The sequence below is a fragment of the Phaeodactylibacter xiamenensis genome (assembly GCF_965229835.1).
GTDB classification, from domain to species: domain Bacteria; phylum Bacteroidota; class Bacteroidia; order Chitinophagales; family Saprospiraceae; genus Phaeodactylibacter; species Phaeodactylibacter xiamenensis.
On record NZ_OZ245931.1, the window covers coordinates 2,232,800 to 2,256,737 of the forward strand.

The window sequence follows — 23,938 nt, forward strand, 5'->3', positions numbered from 1 at the left end:
TCAATGAAGTTTAGCCCTGGCGTATGAATTTTGCGCCGGGGCTATTTTGTTTTATAAACACTGTCTTAGGGGTTCACGCAGCGTACGCAGAGGTTCACGCGGAGCTCGCTAAGTACCAATACCACACTTACCTTTACGTGCCCTCCTCCGCGGTCTCTTAGGCGTTCACGCAGCGTACGCAGAGGTTCACGCGGAGCTCGCTAAGTACCAATACCACACTTACCTTTTCATACTTCGCGTCCCCTCCTCCGCGGTCTTTGCGTGAAACCCCACCGCATTTTCTCCTCCATCCATATCTTAGTAGTGGGGCAAAAATAAAATACACAACTTTCAAAAAGCTTTTGCCCCAACATTGCACAAAACTCGCCCTCTAGTTGGTTTTGTGCAACGTTGGAACAAAACCAGTTGTGTATTTTATTTTTCGAGAAGCCCTTACTCTCAACTCAAAGTGTACTTTTGCGTTTCATTGCCGAACTACAATACACATGACACAAAAAGTACAACTCGAACTATATTTCTGGCTTTTCACCCTGTTGGCAACAGCTGCCGTGATGCTGCCCATACTGACGTCTGTCCCGGGCTATCCCTTCACTTTCGTGAACATCGTCTACATTATCGTTGCCATCACCATGACGCGCTATATATTCCTGCTAAAACATACCTTTCTGGCCAGACGCCAAAACCTGAAAGTTGTAGTGGTATTCCTATGCATCCCACTGGTCTTCTATCTGGTACAAAATCTCAACTACTTTCAGACTTTTCTGGACGAAGAAGGCCCGGAAGCCATCATCGGCAAGCTTGCCTATTCCGAACAGCAAAACCTGTTGGTCTACATCCGTAGTGAGCTGCTGCTATTTGGCGTCATGAGTATTATCAGTTCCGTACTCCTGCCCTTCCGGCTGATCTTATCCGTTTGGCGGACGCGGAACCGGGGGACGGTGTAAAATTGAATTCCGGGGAGCCTGGATAAAGGCGCGCTGGCCGTTGGAAGATATTTTGCCAACAAGTGAAATCAGGCGGCTGGGAGAAACGAGCGTAGGGACTGATGAAATAAACACCCGCCTATTGCCTTGACGAAAATCAGGCAGTTGGAAGGGAGCACCCGCCTAATGTTTTCGAACAATTCCACGTACCTCTTTTTTACAAAGGCAAAGACCAAATCATGCCTGACTCTTTGCCACCCGTGCAGCACGATCCGCAATCCGAACAATTCTTCATCGATCTGGAGGGCCAGCAAAATGCAAAGCTGGATTATGCCAGAAACATCGAGGGAGAGCGCACCGTTTTAGACCTGAAAGCCACCTTTGTCCCGCCCGGAAAGCGCAATCAGGGGTTGGCTACTAAAATAGTAATGACCGCCTTTCGGGAAGCGGAAGCTCAAGGGTATCAAATCCGCCCTTCCTGCCCGTTTACTCAGGCATTACTACGGCGCAAACCTGAGTTTCAGCACCTCCGGGCAGATAAGGATGCCAGCTAGAACACATACTTCAGGCTCATGCTGATGCCGATAATCAGTACCAGAAAGCCCACCAGGAGCGCAGCCTCCCAACCCAGCAGGCGATTCCAGTCCATCTTAAAGTCGATGACCACTTCCTTAGCCCGGCCGGGCAACAGACGGCTCGCCCCGTAGCCAACAATCAGGGTAAGTACAGTACCAATGGCATTCCACCAGAACCAGAATATTTCCGGTACGTAGAGCCAAAGATAGATGTTGACCAGAACGCCGGTGGCCAGGCCGATATTTGCGCCAAGCGCGTGCGTGCGCCGGGTCATTACAGCCAGCAGGAAAGTCGCAAGAATGGGGCCGTAAAACACCGAACCGATTTTATTGATGGCCTCAATGACGGTGTCCGCGATTTCACCAGCGTATGCAGCCAGTACAATGCATACCACCCCCCAGGCAAAAGCAGTGTAACGGGAGTAGCGCATATAATCACCATCTTCCAGCGTTTTGCCACGGGCAATAAAGTCCTCCACCGTCACAGCTGAAAGGGAGTTGATAGCAGAACTCAGCGAAGACATGGCAGCTGACAAAATAGCAACAATGAGCAGCCCAATCACTCCATGCGGCAGGTAGTCCCGGATAAACACCGGGATCATCATATCCGGCTTATCGGCGGGCACCGCGGCCTGAAAAGCAGGAGTAGTGGCTACCAGCGTACCAATGATCAACCCCATAACGCAGTACGTCAGGGTAACCGGAAAACGGATAAGCCCATTAAACAGCAGTGTCTTTCGCACCACGCCCATATCCCGGGCGGAGAGGGTACGCTGTGCCTGCGACTGATCCGTCCCGTAGTAGGATACATATAGGAAAAAGCCCCCCAACAGCATCGGCCAAAAGCCAAACTCCTCCCCTTTCTGAAAACCCCATCCGGAAAAGTCTACCGCATCCAACCGGTCGCGGTCGAGCTGCGCGGTAAAGGCTTCCCAGCCACCAATTTCTGCCAGGGCAAAGCCCATGCACAGCAGAATGCCCAGAAACAGGATGATCATCTGAATCATATCACCGTAGACGACTGCCTTCATGCCGCCCTGCAGGGAGTAAATAAGGGTGATCACCCCGATGATGCCAAGCGTGGTAAAGAAAGACACGCCCAGCACACTTTCCAAAATAATAGAAACCGCATAGACCATCACACCAGTCGCAAAGGCCCGGCTGATCAGAAAAACGGCACTCAGCAACAGGCGCGTAGACGCGCTAAACCGGCGCTCCAGGTACTCATAAATACTAACGATGCCCGCGTTGTACAGGGGCGGAATAAGCACCATCATCAAAAACAGCATCGCCACAGGCACGCCAAACTCAAAACTGAGCCACTCCAGCCCACCCCCTTCGCGTAAGCCCACAAAAGCCGGCGCCGAGATAAAACTGATGGCCGAAAGCTGCGTGGCCATAATCGACAGCCCCAAAGGCAGCCAACCGAAGCTCTTGCCGCCCAGGAAATAATCCTTACCGTCTTTTTGATCTTTGAAAAAATAGCCCAGCCCCAGAAAGGCCAAGGCATAAACTGCCACGATGATGTAGTCTAAGGTGTTCATAAAATTGGTCTTCGTTTTGCCTCAGGGATAAGAGCACCTGTAGCCTCTATCCCGATTAGTCCCCCCAAAATAATAAGATTATGCAACCTAAGCCTTAACTTCGTTGTTTAAACTTCAGTACAAAGACCGGGCGAGCATGAAAATAGAAGAAGCAATCAACCAGACTAAGCCGTTTAGAAATGACCGTCACCGAGCCATGGTCAACCTGATTTACACCCACAACTGGGTAGTAGACCAGCTGCGGGCAAAGATCAAACCCTACGGCATTACTATGCAGCAGTATAATGTGCTGCGGGTATTACGTGGTGCCGGTGAGCCAATCAGTACTTCTGTAATCAGAGAACGCTTGCTGGACAAAATGGCGGATACCTCCCGTATGGTTCACCGCCTGGCTCAGAAAGGGCTGGTTGTGCGCCGGGAATGCGCTCATGATAAGCGCCTGGTGGATGTATCGCTGAGCGAAGATGGCTATGCCATGCTGCACAAACTCGATGCACTTGACGTGGAAGTGGACCGGATTTGCGGTGCCCTCACAGAAAAGGAAGCCGCCCAGCTTAGCGACTTGCTGGATAAGTTGCGTTCAGATTAAACCTGCACTTTCCAGGTATGCGACATAATAGAAAAGCCGTTTGGAAAGGCGTTCCAAACGGCTTTTCTAATGTCCCAAAGACCGGTGCAAAAGAGTACTGGCAGTGGGGCAATCCTGATAATTATCAGGACCAATTGCTCTGGTAGCTTTTGCCTAGATTAAGTCCCAAAACCCGCCCGATGGTTGGTTTTGTACCTCCTCAAAGCAAAACTCAAGTGGAAAACTTATTTTTCGGGAAGCCCTTACTGTATGCTCAGCCCGGTCACCTTTTTGCGGTCGAAGTATTCTTTAGCCTGAGGCGAATACACTTCGATAGTTTCATATTCCACAGTCACGGATTTACCTTTAAGGCTGCCTGGGTTTTCAATTAACGCATCACTTCCCTTGAAGTAACCCATCCAAAGCAGCTTTTGGGTGCGGCCATTAGCCTCTTTGATAGTGATGGTGGCAATATCGTCACCAGAAATCCCTTCAAAGGAGCCCGAAACCGTTCCCTTTGCCTTGGCAGCTGGTGCGGCATTCATACCTTGTGGAGGTTGCTGCCCCGCCAGTTTCATGATAACGTTGGGGCATTTGAAGGCCATTTTCATACCGATTTGCTCCCCCAGTTTGGTCATTGCAGACTGATCACTCGGATTGAGCTCACCGTACTCCTTTTCAAAGGCAGCCTGATTGGCGCCTACGGCCTCCATAATGCAAAAGCCAAGCTGCATCTGAAGATCATCAGTGGACATGGCGTCTGTGTCTTTTTTGGAAATGCACCCGCAGGCGGTATCTGCCAGCTTATCCAGGAGCGCGTCCTGTGCAAGCAAAGGCTGAGCCAACAGGAAAAGTGCGCCCAATAGTGCAGTAGCGAGAATATTCTTCATGTTTCTGATTTTGAGGCAAAGGTAGGGAAAAATGGTTTTTAAGACTGTTCTTTTCGCAGTGCTTCCTCCCTTTCCATTATTGCAGCCATGCTATTGTCCTCCAGGGTCTTCAGGGTCTGATCACGGATGGTTAGGAAGACTGCGCGTATACCGCAGGTTTTTTCATCCTTACACTCCTCACAACGCTCGTAGTAATTGAGAGAAACGCAGGGCAGCATCGCAATTGGGCCGTCAAACAAGCGCATGACCCGCGCCAGGCTGATCTCCTCCGGCGGCACTTTGAGAAAGTACCCCCCCTTTCTGCCACGCTTGCTGCGCAGAAAACCGGCATTTTTCAGGTCAAGGAGAATAGCTTCCAAAAATTTGTGCGGAATATTCTCGCCTTCTGCTATTTCCGAAGCCAGAATGGGCCGTTCTTCATTGCGATGTCGCGAAACATACAGCAAAGCGTTAATCGCGTACTTTGATTTTTTCGATAACATAGGTAAAAGTCGTTCTTGTCGCCCAAGATAGTAGGATTATGTATGGATACCCTGTGACAGGTATCACAATCCAACCGCTGTTTTTGTTCGTCGGAGAAAAATTCGGGAATTCGTGCCCATAAAAAAGAAATAGGATTATCCCTATCTTTGCGGCATGAAAGCAGTCATTCCCGTCGCTGGTGCTGGCACCCGCCTGCGCCCGCTGACGTATACTCAGCCCAAGCCGCTTATACCCGTTGCCGGGAAACCGATTATCTCCTTCATCATCGATCAGTTGATTGAGCAGGGGATACGCGATTTTATTTTTGTGATCGGCTATCTGGGAGAGAAGATAAAAAATTACGTAGATAAAGCCTATCCAGACATTAACCGGGAATATATTACGCAAGAGGTACGCCTGGGCTCCGGGCATGCCATCTGGACCGCCCGGGATATGATCCGGGCAGATAAAGAGCTGGTCGTATTTTTCGGGGATGTAATCCTGGATGTGGACTTCGAAAAGGTTATCAAATGCCCTGACTCCTGCCTGTGTGTGAAGAAAGTAGACGACCCCCGCAAATTCGGAGTGGTGGAGTACGGACAAGATGGCCGGGTGAAGCGCGTGGTGGAAAAACCAAAAATCCCGAAGTCGGACATGGCCATGGTGGGCTTTTATAAAATAAAGGAAGCCGAGCAACTGATTGATGCCCTGGAGTTCAACATCAGCCATAACATTCGTTCCAACGGGGAATTCCCGCTCACAGATGCGTTTATGCGCATGATTGAGCAAGGGGTGCATTTTTCGACCGAAGTCGTAGACAACTGGTTCGACTGCGGCAAGAAAGAGGTTTTGCTGGATACCAACTCCGCTTTCCTTGACCGCTCGGGTTATGCCTCCACCAACCTGCCGCCATTCGACAACTCCATCATCATTCACCCGGTGAGCATTGGCAAAAACTGCAAGATTTCAAATTCCATCATCGGGCCTCACGTCACCATCGGCAATAATGCCCGCATAAGCCACACTATTATTAAGGATAGCATTATCGGCAACTATGCGCACATCAAGGAGGTGATCCTGCAACGCTCAGTGGTGGGCAATGACACAGCTATCACAGGCTTGCGCCAAAGCCTCAACATCGGCGATAATACCGAAATCGATTTCAGCCTGCCCCGTAGCTAAACCGGCTACACCGGCCTGATTCATCATTCTGTAAAAGCCTCACAATACCTCTATGGCAAAACCACAGCAAGACCTCAATATTATCTACGGCCGCCATCCGGTAGTCGAGGCCCTCGAAAATGGGGTCCCTATCGAAAAAGTGATGCTGCAGAAAGGCATACGGGGCGACATGGAGAAAGAGCTGCGCCATTTGTGCAAGTCAGCGGATGTCCCTATGCTGGTCATCCCCAAGGAGCGACTCAAACGCTATACCAATGGTAACCATCAGGGCGTGGTGGCGCTGCAGGCTCTGATCCGCTATCAGAAAATGGAAGACATCCTGCCGATGGTTTTTGAACGCTCGCAAACACCCCTCTTTATCCTGCTTGACGGGGTCACGGATGTGCGCAACTTTGGAGCCATCGCCCGTACGGCCGAGGTCTGCGGTGCCCACGCGCTGGTCATCACACAGAAAAACAGCGCTCAAATCAATCCGGAAGCTATGAAAACCAGTGCCGGAGCGCTCAACACCATTCCGGTTTGCCGGGAAAAGAGCCTGATCACCGTCATAGAGTACCTACAGCAATCCGGCATTCAGGTACTGGCCAGCGACTTGCAGGCGGATAAGGCTATTTACGATTTAGACCTGACTGCCCCGGTGGCTTTTGTGCTTGGCGCAGAAGGGGAAGGGATCAGCCCGGCGGTGGCCCGAAAAGCAGATCAAACCTTTATCATACCTCAAAAGGGGCTGACGGACTCTCTGAATGTTTCGGTAGCAGGCGGGATGATGCTGTACGAAGCGATGCGGCAGCGGAAATAGCGGGGGCAAAAAAATGCCCTGCCTCATTCGTTTGGGAACAGGGCAGGGCTGTCAAAACTTATATTTGACAATTAGTTCTGATCAATCCGATAAGGCGTAGCGTAAAAAATCGCTCTCAGGCTAATCGGCTCATCAATATCCGGATTAAAGGTCTGTGTAGACCGGTTGTAAATTACGGTATAGATATTGGCGATCAGCTCATTGATGTCATTGAAGCGCGCCTGCAGCTCATCGGCATCCGCAGCCTCCACGAAGAAGGTTTCGTTGCTCGCCAGGCTTTTCAGGTAGTTGGTGTTGTACTCCAGGCCTTTCCCTTTCAGCCCGATCATATAGCGCGGAAACTCCGACGCCTGAATCATCTGCTGATTACCGGTAGGATTGTTGGAGCCATTGTCGTTGCCATCCGTAAACGCTACCAGGACCTTGTCGTCCACTTCCAGATCGGCACTTTCCAGGGCGTTGAGACCACTCAGTATACCATCGCTCAGGCGGGTAAAAGTCTGGGCGTTGAGATCGGGGTACGGGAAGCTGTTGAGGGCTGCTGAAATGTCGCCAATCTGATTCGTAAACGGGTAAGTAATGACTGTGTCCGCAAATAAAGTCAGGCCAATAAAGCCCGCCCCACCAGCTAGGGTTTGCTCTGCAAAATCAAGCGCATACTGCCTGACCTTCTCCCGGTCTTCGCCCAGGGAGCTACTCACGTCCACCACGAGCTGTGTGGCCATGCGGGTCTGAGAAAATTCTTCCTGATTCTTAAACTCCGTTTGCTCAAACCAGCGGTCATTCGCCGGACGGGTGTCATCACGTTCTTCGATGGTCACACAATTTGCCGTGTAGTTGAAATCATCATCGCTCAGGCGAATGTTAGGAATACGGATGACTACTTTATTGTCTTCAACAGTAGGGAAAAAGACCGTGGTATCATACTTCACGCGCTCATCAGTACGGGTACGCACGATCTCCACGCGGGGCTCTTCTCCCTGATAGTAGGTATAGTCAAAGCGCAGCACGATAGCATCATCGCGGGTCACACCGATACATCCCGGCTCCGGAATTTCATCCACGTTTGCCGAAGGCACGGTCGTATCATCATCTTTCTTACAGCTGGAAAAAGCCAGCACAGCAGCGAGGCTCAACAAGGCGGCGATTCTGAAGTTTTTCATAAGCTAGTTCGTTTAACAGATTCGGTTTTAGGAATAGCAGCGCACGAATGCGTTGCGCACAATTACCCTAACTAATTTTCGCCACGATTTATTCGATATATTATCTTAAAGTTTATTTAAAACTGTTGGATCAACAAAAAAGGCGACCCGGGAGGATCGCCTTTTTTGTTGCCACTACAACTTCAGCTGCGGTATCGCAAAATATTTATGGAGGAAGGCATCAAATTCTTTCAGCAGGCTTTTGAAGTACTGCCGGAAGTGGCGCACCTCACTGAACGCCTGTTCGAGGTACTGGCTGGAAGCTTCCACCGCTTCACGAAGTTGTTTTTGCAGGCGCTGCAGATTGAGGCGCTGCAGCAGGAACTGATTTTGAAAGTGTTCCACCTTCGCGCGGTCTTCCGTACTCTCCGCCTTCATGAGTACCTCTTCGAGGCTCCACTCACAATTGCGGATTTCCTGCTCATAAAACTGAATTTCCTTAAACCAGCTCCTTAAAGCATATGCATTTTGACTCTTGGAATAGGTAGCCATAGTCCGAACTTTTTTATGCAGCTCAATGCTGCGGGTTTGATGATGAATAGGTGCGGGGCACCAAAAGCATTCAAAAAATCAAATCGACACCGGGTCGTAAAAAAGCAAAGACTGATTGATAAGGTAGATAGGTAGCCTGACCGGGTCGGCAACCGTTTTCAACATGGAAGTGGAAGTAGTAGCCGACATCAGGTACGGGCCCTCCACTTTATCTGGCAAATTGGCACTGCACGGGCCGTCATCCGGCACTACCGGCTCCCAGTGCAGGGCATCCGGTGAAGCGTCCAACTCGCAGGAACTGCTGAAAAACTTAAGCACACAACACCCACCGGCATGAGCAGGAGCGAGCACTCCGCTAACCGGGCTGCTGGCTACGGCGGCCAGCGACAATAAGGAAATGATGTTGCGTAAGGTCTTCAACAGGTGAATTTTATATCTTGCTGCCCGCACTTTTACGGGCTTTCCAAGATGATGTTTTGTGAATCCACTATAAAAACTACTTTAAGTCTGCACTAGTTGCCTTTGCCAAAAACATTAAGACTCCCCTTAACGCTTTCTTAACACCCGGGCCGTTGTAACTGAGGCGGTTACCCCAAATAATTAATCCCAAATTAACGCCCGGATATAGCGATTGCAGAAAAATAAGCCTACCTTTGCGCCTTCTTTGCCAGAACACCACAATTTGGCAGTACATTAACTTGAATAACATGGATATTAGAAATATCGCCATTATTGCACACGTTGACCACGGCAAGACGACCCTGGTTGACAAAATGATCCTCGCGGGGCAGCTGTTTGCCGACCACGAGACGCCGGGCGAGCTCATCCTCGACAGCAACGACCTGGAGCGGGAGCGCGGCATCACCATTTTGTCCAAAAACGTGTCTATTACCTACAAAGGCACCAAGATAAACATCATCGACACCCCTGGCCACAGCGACTTCGGTGGTGAGGTAGAGCGCGTGCTGAACATGGCAGATGGCGTACTGCTGCTGGTGGATGCCTTTGAAGGCCCCATGCCACAGACCCGCTTTGTAACTCAAAAAGCAATCGAGCTTGGCCTGAAGCCAATCGTGGTGGTCAACAAAGTAGACAAGGAAAACTGTACGCCTGATGAAGCTCAGGAGGCTGTTTTCGACCTCATGTTCAACCTGGACGCTACAGAAGATCAGCTGGATTTCCCTACCATCTACGGCTCTGCCAAATTTGGCTGGATGAGCAATGACTGGCGGGAAAAGACAGACAATATCACGCCCCTGCTCGATGCCATTCTGGAGCACATTCCACCACCATCTGTATCCGAGGGCACCCCACAATTGCTCATTACTTCCCTGGATTACAGCAAATACATCGGCCGTATCGCCGTAGGCCGTCTGCAGCGGGGCTCAATAAAATCAGGACAGCCTGTTTCTGTAGTAAAAAAAGACGGCAGCGTTCAAAAAAGCCGCATCAAAAACCTATACGTATTTGATGGTTTCGAACGCGTGGAAGTGGAGCAGGTGGAAGCCGGAGAAATTTGTGCGGTATACGGCATCGAAGGTTTTGAAATTGGCGATACCATCGCCGACTTCGAGAACCCGGAAGCACTGCCTACCATTGCCATTGACGAACCAACGATGAGCATGGTCTTTACCATCAATGACTCTCCATTCTTCGGCAAGGAAGGCAAGTATGTAACTTCCCGCCACATCAAGGACCGCCTCACTTCCGAGCTGGAACGTAACCTGGCCATGCGGGTGGAAGAAACGGGCTCGGCAGATACGTTCCGAGTGTACGGCCGTGGCGTACTTCACCTGGCGGTACTGATTGAGACCATGCGCCGCGAGGGTTACGAACTGCAAATCGGGCAGCCACAGGTTATTACCAAGCGTATCGATGACATGGCACACGAACCTGTTGAGGAACTTACCATTGACCTTCCGGATGAGCTTTCTGGTACAGCCATTAATATGGTTACCCAGCGCAAAGGCATCATGCTGTCTATGGAACCCAAGGGTGACCGGGTACAGCTTCAATTTGAAATCCCTTCCCGGGGCATTATTGGCCTGCGTAGCCAAATGCTGACCGCGACTGCCGGAGAGGCGATCATGACCCATCGCTTCCTTGAATTCCAGCCGCATAAAGGTGATATTCCGGGCCGTATCAATGGCTCGCTGATTTCTATGGAAACCGGTACCGCCATTCCCTACAGCATCAATAACCTGCAGGACCGTGGCAAATTCTTCATCAGTGCCGGTGATGAAATTTACGAAGGCCAGGTGGTAGGTGAAAACAGCCGCCCGGGCGACCTCGTAGTCAACCTTATCAAGACCAAAAAACTGACCAATATGCGGTCATCAGGTGCAGATGATAAGATGAAACTCATCCCACCCAAGGTATTTACCCTTGAAGAAGCCCTGGAGTACATTCAGGAAGATGAATACGTGGAAGTCACACCGGAGTCTATACGTTTGCGCAAAACGATGCTCAAGGAGCATGAGCGGAAGCGCGCGAAGAACAAGGCACTGGCGTAGGCTGTACACTAAGCCAAATTTAGAAGAAGCGGAAACCGGAAGTCACTTACTTTTGGTTTCCGCTTTTTCATTTTGGGCGCTGAGCTTACTCAACAACAAGATGGCGCTGAACGCGCTCATAGAATTTTGGGGCATCATCACCGTAAAGCCACCGCACCACATTCTGCGACCAAATATCATCTTTCTGCTTTCGGGTGATAATCTCCTCTTCTACCGCCAGGTCCAGCAGTTTTCCGGGATAGGAGGACTGATGTTCGTTTTTCATTTCTCCGAGCGGATAGGGGTCGTCAAGCCCGAGGATAATCTGATCGGTACCGCCCTGTCTTCTGATCATGAGCTCCAGCGAATGGACATCATGTACCAGTGTATCAAAATAAATATTAGGGTGCCCCAACGCCTTGCGTGGGCGTACTTTACCCTCAAACAGATCCGGGCGCCCGTCGAAGCCCTGCACGCGGCGCCCCAGGTTCACGTGGTTGAGCTGTCCGCCATGTGCAAAACACACCCGGATATTGGGGTACTTATCGTACAAACCATTGAGGGTATAGAAGTGATAAGCATCCGCACATTGAGCAAGCATCCAGATCAGATGGAAACGCCATGCCGTATTTTCCAGCAGGATAAACTTCTCGCCATCGTAAGGGTGTATTTCCAGCGCCAGCTTGTAGTGATTGGCCAGCTCAAGAATGGGCTCTGTCTCTTCGTTGAAGATCACATTCCAGTGCCCTGTAGAGTCCATATAATGCGTGGGCAGGCACAAGACCTGCAACCCCAGCTCCTCCACGCAGCGTTCGATTTCCCATAGCGCGCCCTGGGTAAACCCGGCATGTACCACGAAGCCGCAGGTGAATTTCTTGGGATAATCCTGCTGAATCCGGGCATTGAAATCATTCTGAAAGCGCAAAGCCCGCTTCATATGCTCCCACTTCAACCCATTGCCGTAAAGCTGGGAAAGACTCAGAATGACCGCATGGTCAATGTGGCTTTGCTCCATCCATTCCAGCTTTTCATTCAGGAAGAAGCTGGGGTCAGTAACCGGGCGCTGCCAGTTTTTCTGGCGCATAAACTTACGGTCCTCATCGATCCAGAAAATTTCCTTCTCCCGCATGAATGCTGGTATTTCATCGGGGTAAGGCAACAGGTGCCCGTGACCATTGATCCTCATATCATTTGTCCTTTAGTGCGTTCTCTAAAGGTACGAATTTTGTCCAAAATCCGGCACCCCACCCCGGGCACTACCGCTCGTAACCTGCCCGAAGTTCAATATATGCCCGCAGATCTTCCATCTGCTGATGCGAAAGCTTCTCCAGGGTATAATTGGGCATGTAAGGCTTGCTCCCGGGGACCGGAGAGGTCCCGTAGCGCCCTACCTGATACACGGAGTATTCGGTATACCGGGGGAAATGCTTGGCCAGATGCTGAAAGGTCAGCTTGGAATCATCCAGTCTGAAAAAGGAGTATCGTTCGTTTTCATGACAGTGCAAACAGCTCAGCTCGTATACCAGGCGGCCATTCTCCACATCGGTGGTGTCTACCTCATAACCAGCCTTCCTGTCTTCAGGGGGTGCCACAAAGGTAGCTGGTGAACCAGACAGGTACTTCGACTTGATTAGCTGAATAGCCGCTACCGTATTTCCTTTACCATTTAGCGCCTGACTGATCTGAGCTTTTTCCTCATCGGAAAGGATAAGGTCGTCCATTTTCAGTCCGATTGTCCACAAATAAGCCAGGACGGATTCCATCTCCCAGGGTTCCAGGGCACGTCCCTGCGAGCATTCGGTAGCGCAAAGCTGAATCGCCTCCCGAAGGTCATCACGAGCGGGCTCCACCAGGCTTCCATACTTTTGCTCATAATCGCCGTTGTAAAAACTTGTCCGGTTGACTGCACCATAAAGGGCGGTACCCTGCAAAAAAGGCAAGCCGTTATCCCGGGCATACTCCAGGCGTGCCTGTGGATCGGATACGCTGAGGTCCGGATCTTCCTTTTTTATATTGTGGCAGGCCGTGCATACGTAGTGCTTGCTCTGCTTGTTTGTTTTGCCGCCATCAGGTGCCGGAGCGAAGCCTGTTAGCATAATACCCCGCCCGGCTTCTACAGATACCCCTTTGAGCGTCGTATCCGGATAGTGGCTGACCGGCTCATCCCCGAGCTGCAACAATACATCAGCCACCGCCTCCCCGGACAAGAGCTGACCAGGCCCGGAAGATTGCTGTATTGTCCAGAAAAAAGCAGTTGCGAGAAATGTAGTGAATAAAAACTTGTACATGGATCAGCTCATTAAAGGTTGAATAAACGGGATATGGTAAAACCAAAGCGGAACTCCCCGTCCAGCCAGTTGGAAGTAGTATAGGGGATAAAATCCGTCTCCATGATGCCGGTTGCATTTGTAAAATTGAGCTGAAAGAGATGCCCGCCGGAGTCAATTTCCAACCCCAGCCCCAATGCGGGATAGAAGCCATTCTCAGTGGTCCGGTAGTCCGAAAACGGCAGGGTCACATCTGCAATCACCCCAAAGACCCGGCTGATCTGCAGGCGCGTGCCCACTCCCAGAGAGAACAATCCATTCTCATCCTCAAAAGGGACGACATTCCGGTGGGTATAGCCTGGCGTAAGCTGCAGGGCGATACGGTCAGACAACCGGGAGGCAATCATCAACTGCCCGTGGTAAGCCATTCGGTGGGCGAAGGTGGAGAAGTTGCGGATAATGTCGGGATTATCGGGAATACGCTCAGCCGTAGAAGCGGCAGCCATGCCCCAAAAAGTCAGGCTAACAGGAGACCCGCCACCTGCCCCCTGCCGCAACAGGGCATACTTAACTGTACCATTAAGCACCTGCCGAAGCCCGGCCTGCCCGTTGGGCAAAGACCCCGCCCCTTTGGTCCGGAAAAAGCCCACCGTGAGCTTATCCGTCGCACCATACTCGGCGCCGATCATAACATCAGAAGCCTGCTCCAGCCCATAAAAAGTAGACCAGCCGCCATTATCGCCCAGCAAATCGCCGAAGCGGTGGCCGATACGCACATCGAGCCTCCGCTTACTAAGCGTCTCCACAGATTGTATATTTACCAAACGGCTATCCTTAAAGGTTTGAGTAACCACGTCCTGTGCCGCAGCAGGGGCCATCCACACCAGCAGCATTATCAAAATTGAAAGATTCTTCATCGGGTATTCAATTTGCAGTATTTCTTTAAATTATTCCGGGTGTCCACTGTCCAGCCAGCATTCCAGGAGGTCCAGTTGCTCTTGTGTCAGGTCTTTGGGCCGGCCCTCCGGTGCATAATCCGGTGGCATACCCTGATTGGGATCGGCTTGCAGCTCAAGGACACGGGTACGGAAAGCGCCACTTTCAATATTATTGAGCAGCCCTTCATAGGAAGTATAAACCCCTGGTGCAGAGCCATCTAAATGGCAACCCGCGTAGGAACAAGCTTCTTCAATGATCTGGCGCACCTGAGGATCGTAGGCCGGGATGGTATCGGTACACGTTGCGGCAATCATCGGCTCCGGTAGTTTATCGGAAGTGCAACTACCGAAAAAAAGAAGAGCTGCCGCTGTAAGGGCGGAAAAAAAAGTAAAGGTTTTCATCATGCTATTCAGTGTAAGTTTAGCACCCTCCTAACATCAAAAACCCAAAATGGATGCTGTACAGGCACTGTTCTTAAAGAAGTACGGAGATTTTTGCCCGGCAGTTGCCTGTGTAAGGAAATATTTTGACCTTTGAACCAACAAATACCCTTAAGTGTATTAAGTCTAATTAACTTAAATCAGAAAAATAAAACAGCAATATGTACCCTGCAGAACTTACAGCGCCGATGGCCAAAGATCTGACCGAATATGGCTTTAATGGCTTGCAAACCGCAGAAGCGGTCAGTGAAGTCCTTGATAAAAAAGAAGGCACTACGCTCGTCGTAGTCAACTCCGTATGCGGTTGTGCGGCTGCCAACGCCCGCCCCGGTGCGAAACTGGCTGCTCAACATGATAAAACACCGGACAATATGGTAACCGTTTTTGCTGGTGTCGATCAGGAAGCGACGGCTAAAGCCCGGGAGTACATGGCTCCTTATCCACCTTCCTCGCCTTCGATTGCCTTGTTTAAGGACGGCAAACTGGTGCATTTTCTGGAGCGTCACCACATTGAAGGGCGTTCTGCAGAAATCATTGGAGAAAACTTAAAGCTGGCGTTCGACCGCTACTGCTAAAAGTATATACGCAATACGAAGTGGTCACCGACGATGAATGTCGGGATCTTGGATTTGCGACATCGGAGCAAGCCACTTCTCAGCGTAAATGCTGACATTGAGTAGGTTTGCTGTGGCAAACCACTTAATCGTCAGTATACATCGGAATTATTGATGCGAAAAAAGCCCTGAAGCGTAATGCTTCGGGGCTTTTCAATTGTTCAGGATTTATCAGGGTGCCAAGCGGGCTATTGTCCATGTCCCCTTTTCCGACAAAGTAAACTCAATCCGATCGTGCAGTCGGCTGCTGCGGCCCTGCCAGAATTCAATCCGGTGTGGAACGACACGGTAGCCCCCCCAGTTTCCCGGCTTGGGCAGGGCATCTGCTGCACGGTACTCTTCCTCTAATTGCTTCACCTTTTCTTCAAGTTCTTCCCGCGATTCGATCTGTGTACTTTGGGGAGAAGCCCAGGCACCAATCTGACTTCCTTTCGGGCGAGACTGAAAATAGCGCGTGGATTCTTCTGCTGACAACACCTCTACCCTACCCTCTATACGCACCTGACGCTGCAGCTCGTGCCACAAAAAAGTAAGGGCAGCACGCGGATTGGCGCGCAGCTCCTGGCCTTTACGGCTATTGTAATTGGTATAAAACAGAAAGCTGTCATCTGTGACACCTTTTAACAAGACGATTCGGGCGGAAGGCACTCCATTAGTCGTAGCTGTGGAAAGAGTCATGGCGTTCGGTTCAGGCACTTCAGCGTTCAGCGCCTCATCAAACCATACCTGAAATTGTTCTACCGGATTAGACCTGACTTTGTCCATTTCCAGTGTGTGCGCAGAATAATCTTTACGCAATTGCTCAATTTTGAAATTGGCTGGCATATCGTTTTTGAAAGAGGAACAAAGAAGCGGGATAAGTGTTTTGCTTTAATTTGAGGGGCTAATACAAAAAAACCCTGTCACACGAGATGACAGGGGTCTAACGATAAACAAACACTATGAACAACACTAAGATCTTTAGAGTCAGGTGAGTGAGGTAAAAAAGCCCCCGAACACTCGGGGGATACGATTACAAAAACTATGAACAAACACTCACCCGACTCTTATATTTTTAACGCAGTTATGCGCCAGTCTCTTTTTCAAATCTTGCTAAGTCCGTTCCTTAACAATTGCAATACAAATATGAAAGTTTTAGAGAACCCCCTGATAACAATTATCTAAAAAATGTGACATGGAAAAAACAAAAAAACAACGGAGCATTTTGAGTAGTCAGCGCTTTCCGGCTCTCAAAACCCTTAATTAAAAAGAGGTTTAAACTATTCCAACCTCTATATTTTTCTGACAATCGGTAACAAAAATACAAGCCTTCCCGGTTGATTTAAAGTCCGTTTCTGCGAAAAAAAGCCCCAACTTTTTTCTCCTTATAAGTTGGCTACATGAATCTGATTCCCATCAGACTTATCCCATCACAGTTTACGTTTTAAAAAACGCCTTCCAGCCCCTGCAACGTATACACCCAAGCAAAAAATACAAGCAACCTAAAATAACAAGCCCACTACAACACCATAAAGTGCGGTAGTGGGCTCTGATTCGCCTCGAATCCACTCAGCTGATTAGACTGCCGAAGGTGCAGGCTCTTTTCCAAAGACTTTCAATACGCCCACTTTCAGGCGGTAGGCCAGATAGTACATTACCGGCACCACAATCAAAGTCAGGAAAGTAGCGAATACCAAACCATAGATGACAGTCCAGGCCATAGGGCCCCAAATGGCTGTATTATCCCCTCCAATAAATATTTGCGGGTCCAGGTCGGTGATCAGCGTGAAGAAGTTGAAGTTAAACCCAACCGCCAATGGAACAAGACCAAGAACTGTAGTGATAGCCGTCAGCAATACCGGCCGCAGACGGGTCGCACCGCCCTGAATAATCGCCTCCTTCATATCCTCTGATTCCAGGAATTGATTTTTCGAGTAGCCCAGCTCTTTCTGTTTGCGGTCTACCAGTATGTTCGTAAAATCGATCAAAACAATAGCATTATTCACGACAACACCGGCCAGAGAAATAATCCCTACCCCGGTGAAGATCACGGAGATATCGCGCCCACCGAAGGCATACCCCAGAAATACCCCAATCGTGCTGAAGAGCACTGAAAGGATAATAATAAAGGGCGAGGCAACAGAGTTAAACTGCGCTACGATAATCAGGAATATGGAGAATAGCGCTATCCCGAAAGCCGTGTAAAGGAAGTCCATATCTTCCGCCTGCTGCTGCTGCTCCCCGGTAAACTCGTAGGTAAACCCTTCCGGCAGATCGTAGGCCGCCATCCATCGGTCTATCTCAGGGATGATTTCATTAGGATAATATCCTTCGAGTACATTCGAGTAAATGGTAATCACCCGGTCCAGGTTTTTCCGCTTAATGGAGCTGTAAGTAGACGTAAACTTAATGTCTGCAACTGCAGAAATCGGCACCTGAGAAATCTGCCCCGTGGCCGGGCTGCGGAAGGTGATACGCTGATTGAGCAGGTCATCAATATCGTAGCGGTACTTTTCATCCAAACGGATAAAGATGGGATACTCATCCTCTCCTTCCTTAAACTTAGAGACTTCTTTACCGAAGACAGCCGTACGCACTGCATTTGCAATATCAAACGTGGATACCCCATAACGGCGGGCCGCTTCCCTGTCGACATTTATAATCAACTCGGGCTTGCCAATTTTTATATCGGCCTGCAACTCTTCAATACCTGGGATGTTTTTGGAGTTGATATAATTGATCACATCTTCAGAAAGAATAGCCAGCTGATCAATATCCTCTCCCTGGATTTCCAGGTTGATCGGTTTACCCGCGTTAGGGCCATCGGCATTTTTATCAACGGTGATTTTCACGCCGGGGATACCACGAACGGCTTCCCGAATATCCTCCATTGCATCAAAGGTAGACAGTTCGCCCCGGTCCTTAGACGGCACAAAGGAAACGGTCAGACGGGCTTTCTGCGGAGAAGCACCGGGCTCTGGTGGGCCATTGGGGTCTGCTGTATTCTCACCTATCTGAGTCAGTACAGCCTCAACAATGCCCTGATAGGGTTCAATTGCTTTGCTTACCCGCGCCTCGACTTCCTGTACCGATTCGTAGGTAGCATTGATATCTGTACCCAGCGGCATATCCACAAAAACATTGACATACAAGGGATCAGCGGAAGGGAAAAACTCAACCTTCGGCATATTCACCGCCAATAGCGCAAGGGCTGCAAACAACAGCACGAAGGTGCCTCCGAAGATTACCCCAGGCACACGCAGGGCGCCACGGATAAACTTGTCGTACGAGTTCTCCAATACCGGCAAAAAGTTATTCTGAAACTTAAATGCTGCCGGTCTTAGCAGGAACCAGTTGATCAGGGTTACAATGAGGGCAATGCCCAGTAAATTGCGCCCAGCATCAAACCCAGTGAAGTGAAAAACCACTGCCAGGACGAGCATTACAGCTGCCCCGATCAGCACATTTGTTTGTCTGCGCTTACGCACTGCGGGGTCATCCGCCCGCTCGTCCACTTTCATAAAACGGCTGGTAAAGACAGTATTGATCACCAATGCCACAATGAGTGAGGAAGTCAGCACAATAATCAAAGTGATGGGCAGGTACTTGAGGAATTCTCCCATAATACCAGGCCAGAACGCCAGTGGCAGGAAAGCCGCCAGCGTGGTCGCTGTAGAAGCGATAATTGGCATGGCTACCTCGCCCGCCCCATATTTGGCAGCGTCCCAGCCATTATAACCAATCTGCATGTATCGGTAGATATTCTCCACGACTACAATTGCATTGTCTACAAGAAGCCCTAATGCCAGTATGAGGGCAAAGAGTACCACAATATTCATGGTAACCCCGGTCAGCGACAGGAACAGTATCCCCATGAGCATAGACAACGGAATAGCAAGCCCGACAAACAAAGCATTGCGCAAACCTAAGAAGAACAACAGTACCACCACCACCAGGATCACCCCGGAGATGATACTGTTTTCAAGGTTGCTCACCTGATCACGGGTATTGACAGACTGATCATTGAACAGGCTGATTTTCAGGTCTTCCGGCAACTCTGCACGTGCATCATCCACAATGACCTTAATCTTATCAGAAGCATCGAGGAGGTTTTCGCCCTGCCGCTTGATGACATCCAGAGAAATGACCGGAAAGCCATCCGAACGGGCTATACTGGTGGGGTCTTTGTAGCCAAATGTCACATTAGCAATTTCCCGCAGGTATATCGGGCGCTGATTCTCACTCTTGACGATCATCTCCTCCAGCTCAGAAACGTCCTCAAACTCCCCCTTTACCCGAATGGCACGGCGGAAGTCGTCATTAAGCAATTCCCCTCCGGACATCGTAATGTTCTCTGAAGTGATTGCATTCTCAATATCCCGAAAAGTGACCTGCATAGACTCCATCTTAGGCAGGTCGATATCCACCTTAACCTCCCGCTCCCTGGCGCCCTTGAGCTCTACTTCCGAGATTTCGTCCAGGGTTTCAATCTCATCCTGCAGGAACTCGGCATAGCTGCGAAGTTCATCGTTGGTATAGTCACCGGATATATTTACCGTGACGATCGGAATTTCAGACAGGTTGATATCCAGGACGGTAGGCTCTTGGTCCAGATCATTGGGCAATTCGCTTTTGGCTTTATCCACAGCGTCCTTAACCTTACGGACGGCGTCATCCAAATCCATATCAGCAGAGAATTCCGCCGTAATCACCGAATAATCCTGGATAGAGGTGGATTTGATGTCCTTAATGCCGGTAATCGACTGCAGCTCTTTTTCGATAGGCCGGGTTACCAGGTTTTCAATATCCGCAGCAGAGTTGCCAAAGTAAGGCGTATTGACATATACCGTTGGCCAGTCTACTTCCGGAAATTGCTCTTTGGGCATATTCTGGTAAGACTGAATCCCGAAAATCAGGATCATTAGCGTGAGGATGAACACACTTGTCCCATTATCTACGGCCAGTGAAGACAGGCTAAACTGCCGTAATTTATCTTTTTGCTTATTTTCTTCAGCCATGTGCGTGATTTTGTGCCAGTATTCAGCTATGCGGGCAGGCCGCCCAACTGAAGTACTGCTTTTAGTGAGTGCTTAACCTTCCTGCTTTACTTCAACGGGCTCATTATTAGCCAGGCCACGTGCTCCTTCCATTATCAGGGTTTCTCCACCCTTCAGGCCAGATTTAATAACAATCTGCCCATCGTAAGCATCGCCGGTTTTCACATATACCTTTCGGGCGAAGGCACCAGAATTGCTGTCTTCCAAAATATAGACATAGTCTTTTCCGCCTACTTCCTGCTGAACCATTTCCAGAGGGATAGTTACGACATCCTCTGCTTCCTTGTCCTTGATGAACATCGTTGCCAGTAAATTAGGCTTAATCAGCGGGCTGGATGCCGAAATCCGGGCTTCCACATCAAAGGTCCGGTTGGAAGGGTCGATAGTGCGGCCAATCATGGTGATAATGGCCATCTGCTCCTCGTCCAGAGCAGGGAAAGCCACCTTCACCTGTTCACCCTGTTTAACGGCGCGCAGGTAAGATTCGGGTACATCAGCAACGGCTTTCAGCCGGTTGGGGTTCAGCAACTGAACAATGGGCATACCCGGAGAAGCCAGCTCGCCGCTCTTTAGGTAAACTTCTTCCACTACCCCGCTTACAGGAGCGTACACCTTAGACTTAGTCATCTGGAATTCCAGCGTCTCCATACTTTTCTCCAGGCGCTCCTTGCTGTTTTTAGCTTCCAGGTACTGTATTTCAGAACCGATATTCTGGTCCCAGAGGCGCTTTTGACGCTCGAAGACCGTACTTGCCAGCTCCAACGACTTTTCGAGCTCCGCCATTTGCTTATCCAGCTGTTCCAGGTCCAACTCAGCAATCAACTGCCCTTTGCGGACATTATCTCCTTCTTCCACGGTCAGGTTGAGAATGCGCCCGGCCACTTCACTTGTGACATTGATGTAGTCATCGGCAGCGACTGAAGCCTGGATTTCCACAAAGTGCTCAAAGTTCGTACGCTCCACTGGTGCGGTGGTGACCAGCTTTCTGTTTTTAGCCACCATAGTAGGGTCCTGAACGGCAATAGCTTTTTCAAGTTTTTCCACTTCCTGGGTAAGCTTGCTGAGCTCACTGCGCTTTTCCTTGAGCAGGGTGCGCTTTTCTTCCAGCGATTCCGGCAGTTCCCCTTCTTCATTGGCAGCAGGCTGACAACCTACGAGCAGGGCCATCAAAAGTGCGACAATCGGGATGATGTATTTCATGATGTGATATTGGTGTTTTTGTGGATAAAATTTACTTGCCGAGCGCCATCTCCAGACGCGCTTTGGACTGCAGTACGTCATAGAGTGCCTGCATGTAGTTACTTTGTGTGGTGTAGAGGCTCTGTTCTGCCTGAGTTACTTCTAGGCTGGAGCCTACACCTTCACGGTATTTCACCTGAGCGGTTTCGTATATCCGCTCTGCCAGATCGAGGTTCTTTTGCTGGCTGCTCAGGCGGTTGGAAGCATTGCGGAAATTGGTCTGTGCATTCGCCACTTCCAGACTGATGCCCCGGATCAGGTCCTCCCGTTGGTTTCTCGCCTTCTCGAGGTCGAGGCGTGCCCGCTGAATTTTGGCTTTCTTGTTGAGCCCGTCAAAGATAGGCACGCTCATGTTTAGCCCTACATAGGCAGCAGGCGCCCAAAAGCCGGTTTCAAAGTCGTTGCCCTGATACTGTTGCTGCACGGCACCGAAAGCGTTCAGGCTTGGTAAATACCCCGCCTGATTAAGCTTAATGTTCAGCTCATTCATTCGGATAGCCTGATCAATTAGAGCTACTTCCGGCCTGGAACCCGGGCTGGCTTCTTCACTTAGCAAGGCCTCTGCTTCAATCGTCATGGCATTGAGGTCATCAGAAATGACAAGGGGCTGGTCAATCGGGAAACCAATAGTGTATTTCAGGTTGGTCAGAGATACCTCTTTCTGGCGCACCAGGTTTTCGCGCTCGATGCGCAGGTTTGACAATGAAAGCTCCTGCCGGTCAATATCCAGTTGTTCCGCAAACCCGGCTTTATACAGCTCCCGGGTTTCAAAAAGCAGTTGCTCCAGATTTTTTATATTTTTTTCGAGGAGCCCGATGTTTTCCTGCACCAGAAGCACAGGCAGGTAAGCCTCAATGACAGCGTTCTCTACTTCGCGCTGTGTAGTAGCAAAATCACGCAGGGTATACTGACGGTAAGCACGTGCAGCTTTCAGCGCCACGAAGAAAGATCCGTCAAAAATCATGGCATTGACGTCAATACCGGCCGTGAAGTTATTGCGCAGGAAAAAGGCAATGCCCTCATCACCACCACCGCCACCATTACCGGAAAACGAATCGTCAACGGCCATCTGTGTTTGGTTTGACAATTGATCGTAAAGATCTACCGCCAGCACCTGGCCAAAAAGCCCGAAGATGTCAAAGCCCTCCGGCAATGGCTGCCGGGGCACTGCAAGGTAATGCTGGTAATTGAGAGAGCCATTGACTTGTGGCAAACCTGTGGAACGCCGTTCTACGATTTGCTGCTCTGCGTCCGCAATTGCAATCTGGGCATCCTTGATAGTAAGGCTGTTCTCCAGCGCATAGTCAATAGCATCATCTAATGACATTTGTACAGCCTGTTGCTGTGCCAGCAATGGCAGAGCCAGCAGCAACATCATAAAGGTCGAGTGAATCCTTATTTTCATTCTTTATGCTATGGTTTTGGATGTTTATTGTTCTTGTTCTTCTGCAGCCAGGTGTTTGGCCAATAGCTGCCGCCCCTTTTCGGAGGCAATACCGTGTATATGGTAGCGGATGTACTCCTGATGCAAAGTAGCCAGGTCGTATTTTCCACTTTCAAAAACGTCTTCATCAGCAACGAGTACAGATTTGCCCACATAAAGCCGGGCGATAATTTCCGGATTAAGCTCTGAGCGGTATATGCCTTGCCTGATACCCCGCTCAATATTGTCACTAATCACGCCGTATACATGCTGCTTCATCTGCGACTCCATTCTCTTCCAAATCGTACCATAGTATTTCCGCAGGTCGTAAACTGTAGTCGGTGACATCGACCGAAGCTTCTCCACTACGTACCGGCCAATCCTCAGCATCTCTTCCAGTGCATCTGAAGAGGTGGAACGGATTTCCTCCGTCATGCATTTCTCCTCGCTTATATGTGCATGAAATATCTGCTCTATCAGCTCCGCTTTATTGCTCACGTACTGATAAAGCGTTTTTTTGGAGATCCCCAGTTCGCGGGCAATATCATCCATCGTCACGCTTTTTATGCCGTAGCGCATGAACAAATCAAATGAAGCCTTAATAATGTCTTGTTTCAATTGCACGCTTGTTTTGTAGCCCGTGGCAAAATTACAAGCAAAAAACATAGGAAACCAGCAGGAGTTTAAAAGTTTCCTGAGTTTTTTAAAATTTATGCCCAGGCGCTTCTCTTATCCGACAAACAGCTGCTGCTCGCCGACGAAACCCAAAACACCCGCAAAAGTTCTAAAATATTCAAGCAGAAAACCCTAGATCAAAATATAATTTCGGGACAAACAGGGGCGCAAGATAT

23 protein-coding genes are annotated in these 23,938 nt (G+C 49.8%); 8 read left to right on the forward strand and 15 right to left on the reverse strand.

From position 1 onward, the window contains the following. Positions 1 to 485 precede the first annotated feature (485 nt). Positions 486 to 944: a hypothetical protein gene (locus ACO08I_RS08215; RefSeq protein ID WP_282781723.1), complete on the forward strand. Its 459-nt coding sequence runs from the start codon at positions 486 to 488 to the stop codon at positions 942 to 944. Positions 945 to 1,162: 218 nt separating this feature from the next. Beyond that, positions 1,163 to 1,477, forward strand: a complete 315-nt coding sequence (locus tag ACO08I_RS08220; protein WP_421949037.1) for a GNAT family N-acetyltransferase — start codon at positions 1,163 to 1,165, stop codon at positions 1,475 to 1,477. Here ACO08I_RS08220 and ACO08I_RS08225 read toward each other — a convergent pair. Then, positions 1,474 to 3,042 (reverse strand): sodium:solute symporter, encoded by a 1,569-nt coding sequence (locus tag ACO08I_RS08225; protein WP_282781719.1) that lies wholly within the window; start codon positions 3,040 to 3,042, stop codon positions 1,474 to 1,476. The two genes, ACO08I_RS08220 and ACO08I_RS08225, sit on opposite strands and share 4 nt — an antisense overlap. 136 nt (positions 3,043 to 3,178) lie before the next feature. Between ACO08I_RS08225 and ACO08I_RS08230 the strand changes: the two genes are divergently transcribed. Beyond that, positions 3,179 to 3,631, forward strand: coding sequence for a MarR family winged helix-turn-helix transcriptional regulator (locus ACO08I_RS08230; RefSeq protein WP_282781717.1), 453 nt, complete (start codon positions 3,179 to 3,181; stop codon positions 3,629 to 3,631). A 17-nt stretch (positions 3,632 to 3,648) separates the two neighbouring features. Further along, positions 3,649 to 3,777 (forward strand): hypothetical protein, encoded by a 129-nt coding sequence (locus tag ACO08I_RS08235; RefSeq protein WP_421949038.1) that lies wholly within the window; start codon positions 3,649 to 3,651, stop codon positions 3,775 to 3,777. A 96-nt stretch (positions 3,778 to 3,873) separates the two neighbouring features. Here ACO08I_RS08235 and ACO08I_RS08240 read toward each other — a convergent pair whose 3' ends face one another. Together ACO08I_RS08240 and ACO08I_RS08245 are read right to left on the reverse strand one after the other, a co-directional pair. Then, positions 3,874 to 4,500: a hypothetical protein gene (locus ACO08I_RS08240; protein ID WP_282781712.1), complete on the reverse strand. Its 627-nt coding sequence runs from the start codon at positions 4,498 to 4,500 to the stop codon at positions 3,874 to 3,876. Between the two features lie 38 nt (positions 4,501 to 4,538). Further along, positions 4,539 to 4,982, reverse strand: a complete 444-nt coding sequence (locus ACO08I_RS08245; RefSeq protein ID WP_044230001.1) for an RrF2 family transcriptional regulator — start codon at positions 4,980 to 4,982, stop codon at positions 4,539 to 4,541. Positions 4,983 to 5,136: 154 nt separating this feature from the next. Here ACO08I_RS08245 and ACO08I_RS08250 point away from each other — a divergent pair, with 154 nt between their 5' ends. Then, on the forward strand, positions 5,137 to 6,144 hold the full coding sequence (locus tag ACO08I_RS08250; RefSeq protein ID WP_282781709.1) for a sugar phosphate nucleotidyltransferase: 1,008 nt from the start codon (positions 5,137 to 5,139) through the stop codon (positions 6,142 to 6,144). 52 nt (positions 6,145 to 6,196) lie between these two features. Beyond that, positions 6,197 to 6,943 carry a 23S rRNA (guanosine(2251)-2'-O)-methyltransferase RlmB gene (gene rlmB / locus ACO08I_RS08255; RefSeq protein ID WP_282781707.1) on the forward strand — a complete coding sequence of 249 codons (747 nt, stop codon included), beginning with the start codon at positions 6,197 to 6,199 and terminating at the stop codon, positions 6,941 to 6,943. A 71-nt stretch (positions 6,944 to 7,014) separates the two neighbouring features. Here rlmB and ACO08I_RS08260 read toward each other — a convergent pair whose 3' ends face one another. From ACO08I_RS08260 to ACO08I_RS08270, 3 genes are all read right to left on the reverse strand, one after another. Continuing rightward, positions 7,015 to 8,106, reverse strand: a complete 1,092-nt coding sequence (locus tag ACO08I_RS08260) for a vWA domain-containing protein (RefSeq protein WP_282781705.1) — start codon at positions 8,104 to 8,106, stop codon at positions 7,015 to 7,017. Between the two features lie 174 nt (positions 8,107 to 8,280). Beyond that, the gene (locus ACO08I_RS08265) at positions 8,281 to 8,637 is read right to left on the reverse strand and encodes a hypothetical protein (RefSeq protein WP_282781703.1); all 357 of its coding nucleotides are present in this window, start codon (positions 8,635 to 8,637) and stop codon (positions 8,281 to 8,283) included. A 78-nt stretch (positions 8,638 to 8,715) separates the two neighbouring features. Further along, a complete protein-coding gene (locus ACO08I_RS08270; RefSeq protein ID WP_421949039.1) occupies positions 8,716 to 9,057 on the reverse strand; it encodes a hypothetical protein in 342 nt (113 codons plus the stop codon). A gap of 287 nt (positions 9,058 to 9,344) precedes the next feature. Here ACO08I_RS08270 and typA point away from each other — a divergent pair, with 287 nt between their 5' ends. Next, a complete protein-coding gene (gene typA, locus ACO08I_RS08275) occupies positions 9,345 to 11,150 on the forward strand; it encodes a translational GTPase TypA (protein ID WP_421949040.1) in 1,806 nt (601 codons plus the stop codon). Positions 11,151 to 11,235: 85 nt separating this feature from the next. Here typA and ACO08I_RS08280 read toward each other — a convergent pair whose 3' ends face one another. The 4 genes from ACO08I_RS08280 to ACO08I_RS08295 form a co-directional block, all read right to left on the reverse strand. Next, on the reverse strand, positions 11,236 to 12,315 hold the full coding sequence (locus tag ACO08I_RS08280; protein WP_282781697.1) for an amidohydrolase family protein: 1,080 nt from the start codon (positions 12,313 to 12,315) through the stop codon (positions 11,236 to 11,238). Positions 12,316 to 12,385: 70 nt separating this feature from the next. After that, positions 12,386 to 13,417, reverse strand: coding sequence for a cytochrome c (locus tag ACO08I_RS08285; protein ID WP_421949041.1), 1,032 nt, complete (start codon positions 13,415 to 13,417; stop codon positions 12,386 to 12,388). Between the two features lie 11 nt (positions 13,418 to 13,428). After that, complete coding sequence (locus ACO08I_RS08290) at positions 13,429 to 14,313, reverse strand: DUF5777 family beta-barrel protein (RefSeq protein ID WP_044150455.1); 885 nt, start codon at positions 14,311 to 14,313, stop codon at positions 13,429 to 13,431. 30 nt (positions 14,314 to 14,343) lie between these two features. Beyond that, entirely contained in the window at positions 14,344 to 14,649 is a 306-nt protein-coding gene (locus tag ACO08I_RS08295) for a hypothetical protein (protein ID WP_421949042.1), read from the reverse strand. A gap of 287 nt (positions 14,650 to 14,936) precedes the next feature. Here ACO08I_RS08295 and ACO08I_RS08300 point away from each other — a divergent pair, with 287 nt between their 5' ends. Continuing rightward, entirely contained in the window at positions 14,937 to 15,350 is a 414-nt protein-coding gene (locus ACO08I_RS08300) for a BrxA/BrxB family bacilliredoxin (RefSeq protein ID WP_421949043.1), read from the forward strand. 210 nt (positions 15,351 to 15,560) lie between these two features. On the opposite strand, the gene pdxH is transcribed toward ACO08I_RS08300, so the two are convergent. The 5 genes from pdxH to ACO08I_RS08325 form a co-directional block, all read right to left on the reverse strand. Continuing rightward, positions 15,561 to 16,214, reverse strand: coding sequence for a pyridoxamine 5'-phosphate oxidase (gene pdxH / locus ACO08I_RS08305; protein ID WP_421949044.1), 654 nt, complete (start codon positions 16,212 to 16,214; stop codon positions 15,561 to 15,563). A 731-nt stretch (positions 16,215 to 16,945) separates the two neighbouring features. Continuing rightward, entirely contained in the window at positions 16,946 to 20,386 is a 3,441-nt protein-coding gene (locus ACO08I_RS08310) for an efflux RND transporter permease subunit (RefSeq protein WP_282781687.1), read from the reverse strand. Positions 20,387 to 20,458: 72 nt separating this feature from the next. After that, entirely contained in the window at positions 20,459 to 21,625 is a 1,167-nt protein-coding gene (locus ACO08I_RS08315) for an efflux RND transporter periplasmic adaptor subunit (protein ID WP_282781685.1), read from the reverse strand. Positions 21,626 to 21,656: 31 nt separating this feature from the next. Next, positions 21,657 to 23,069 carry a TolC family protein gene (locus ACO08I_RS08320; RefSeq protein ID WP_282781684.1) on the reverse strand — a complete coding sequence of 471 codons (1,413 nt, stop codon included), beginning with the start codon at positions 23,067 to 23,069 and terminating at the stop codon, positions 21,657 to 21,659. A gap of 24 nt (positions 23,070 to 23,093) precedes the next feature. Continuing rightward, positions 23,094 to 23,705, reverse strand: coding sequence for a TetR/AcrR family transcriptional regulator (locus tag ACO08I_RS08325; protein WP_282781682.1), 612 nt, complete (start codon positions 23,703 to 23,705; stop codon positions 23,094 to 23,096). Positions 23,706 to 23,938: the final 233 nt, after the last annotated feature.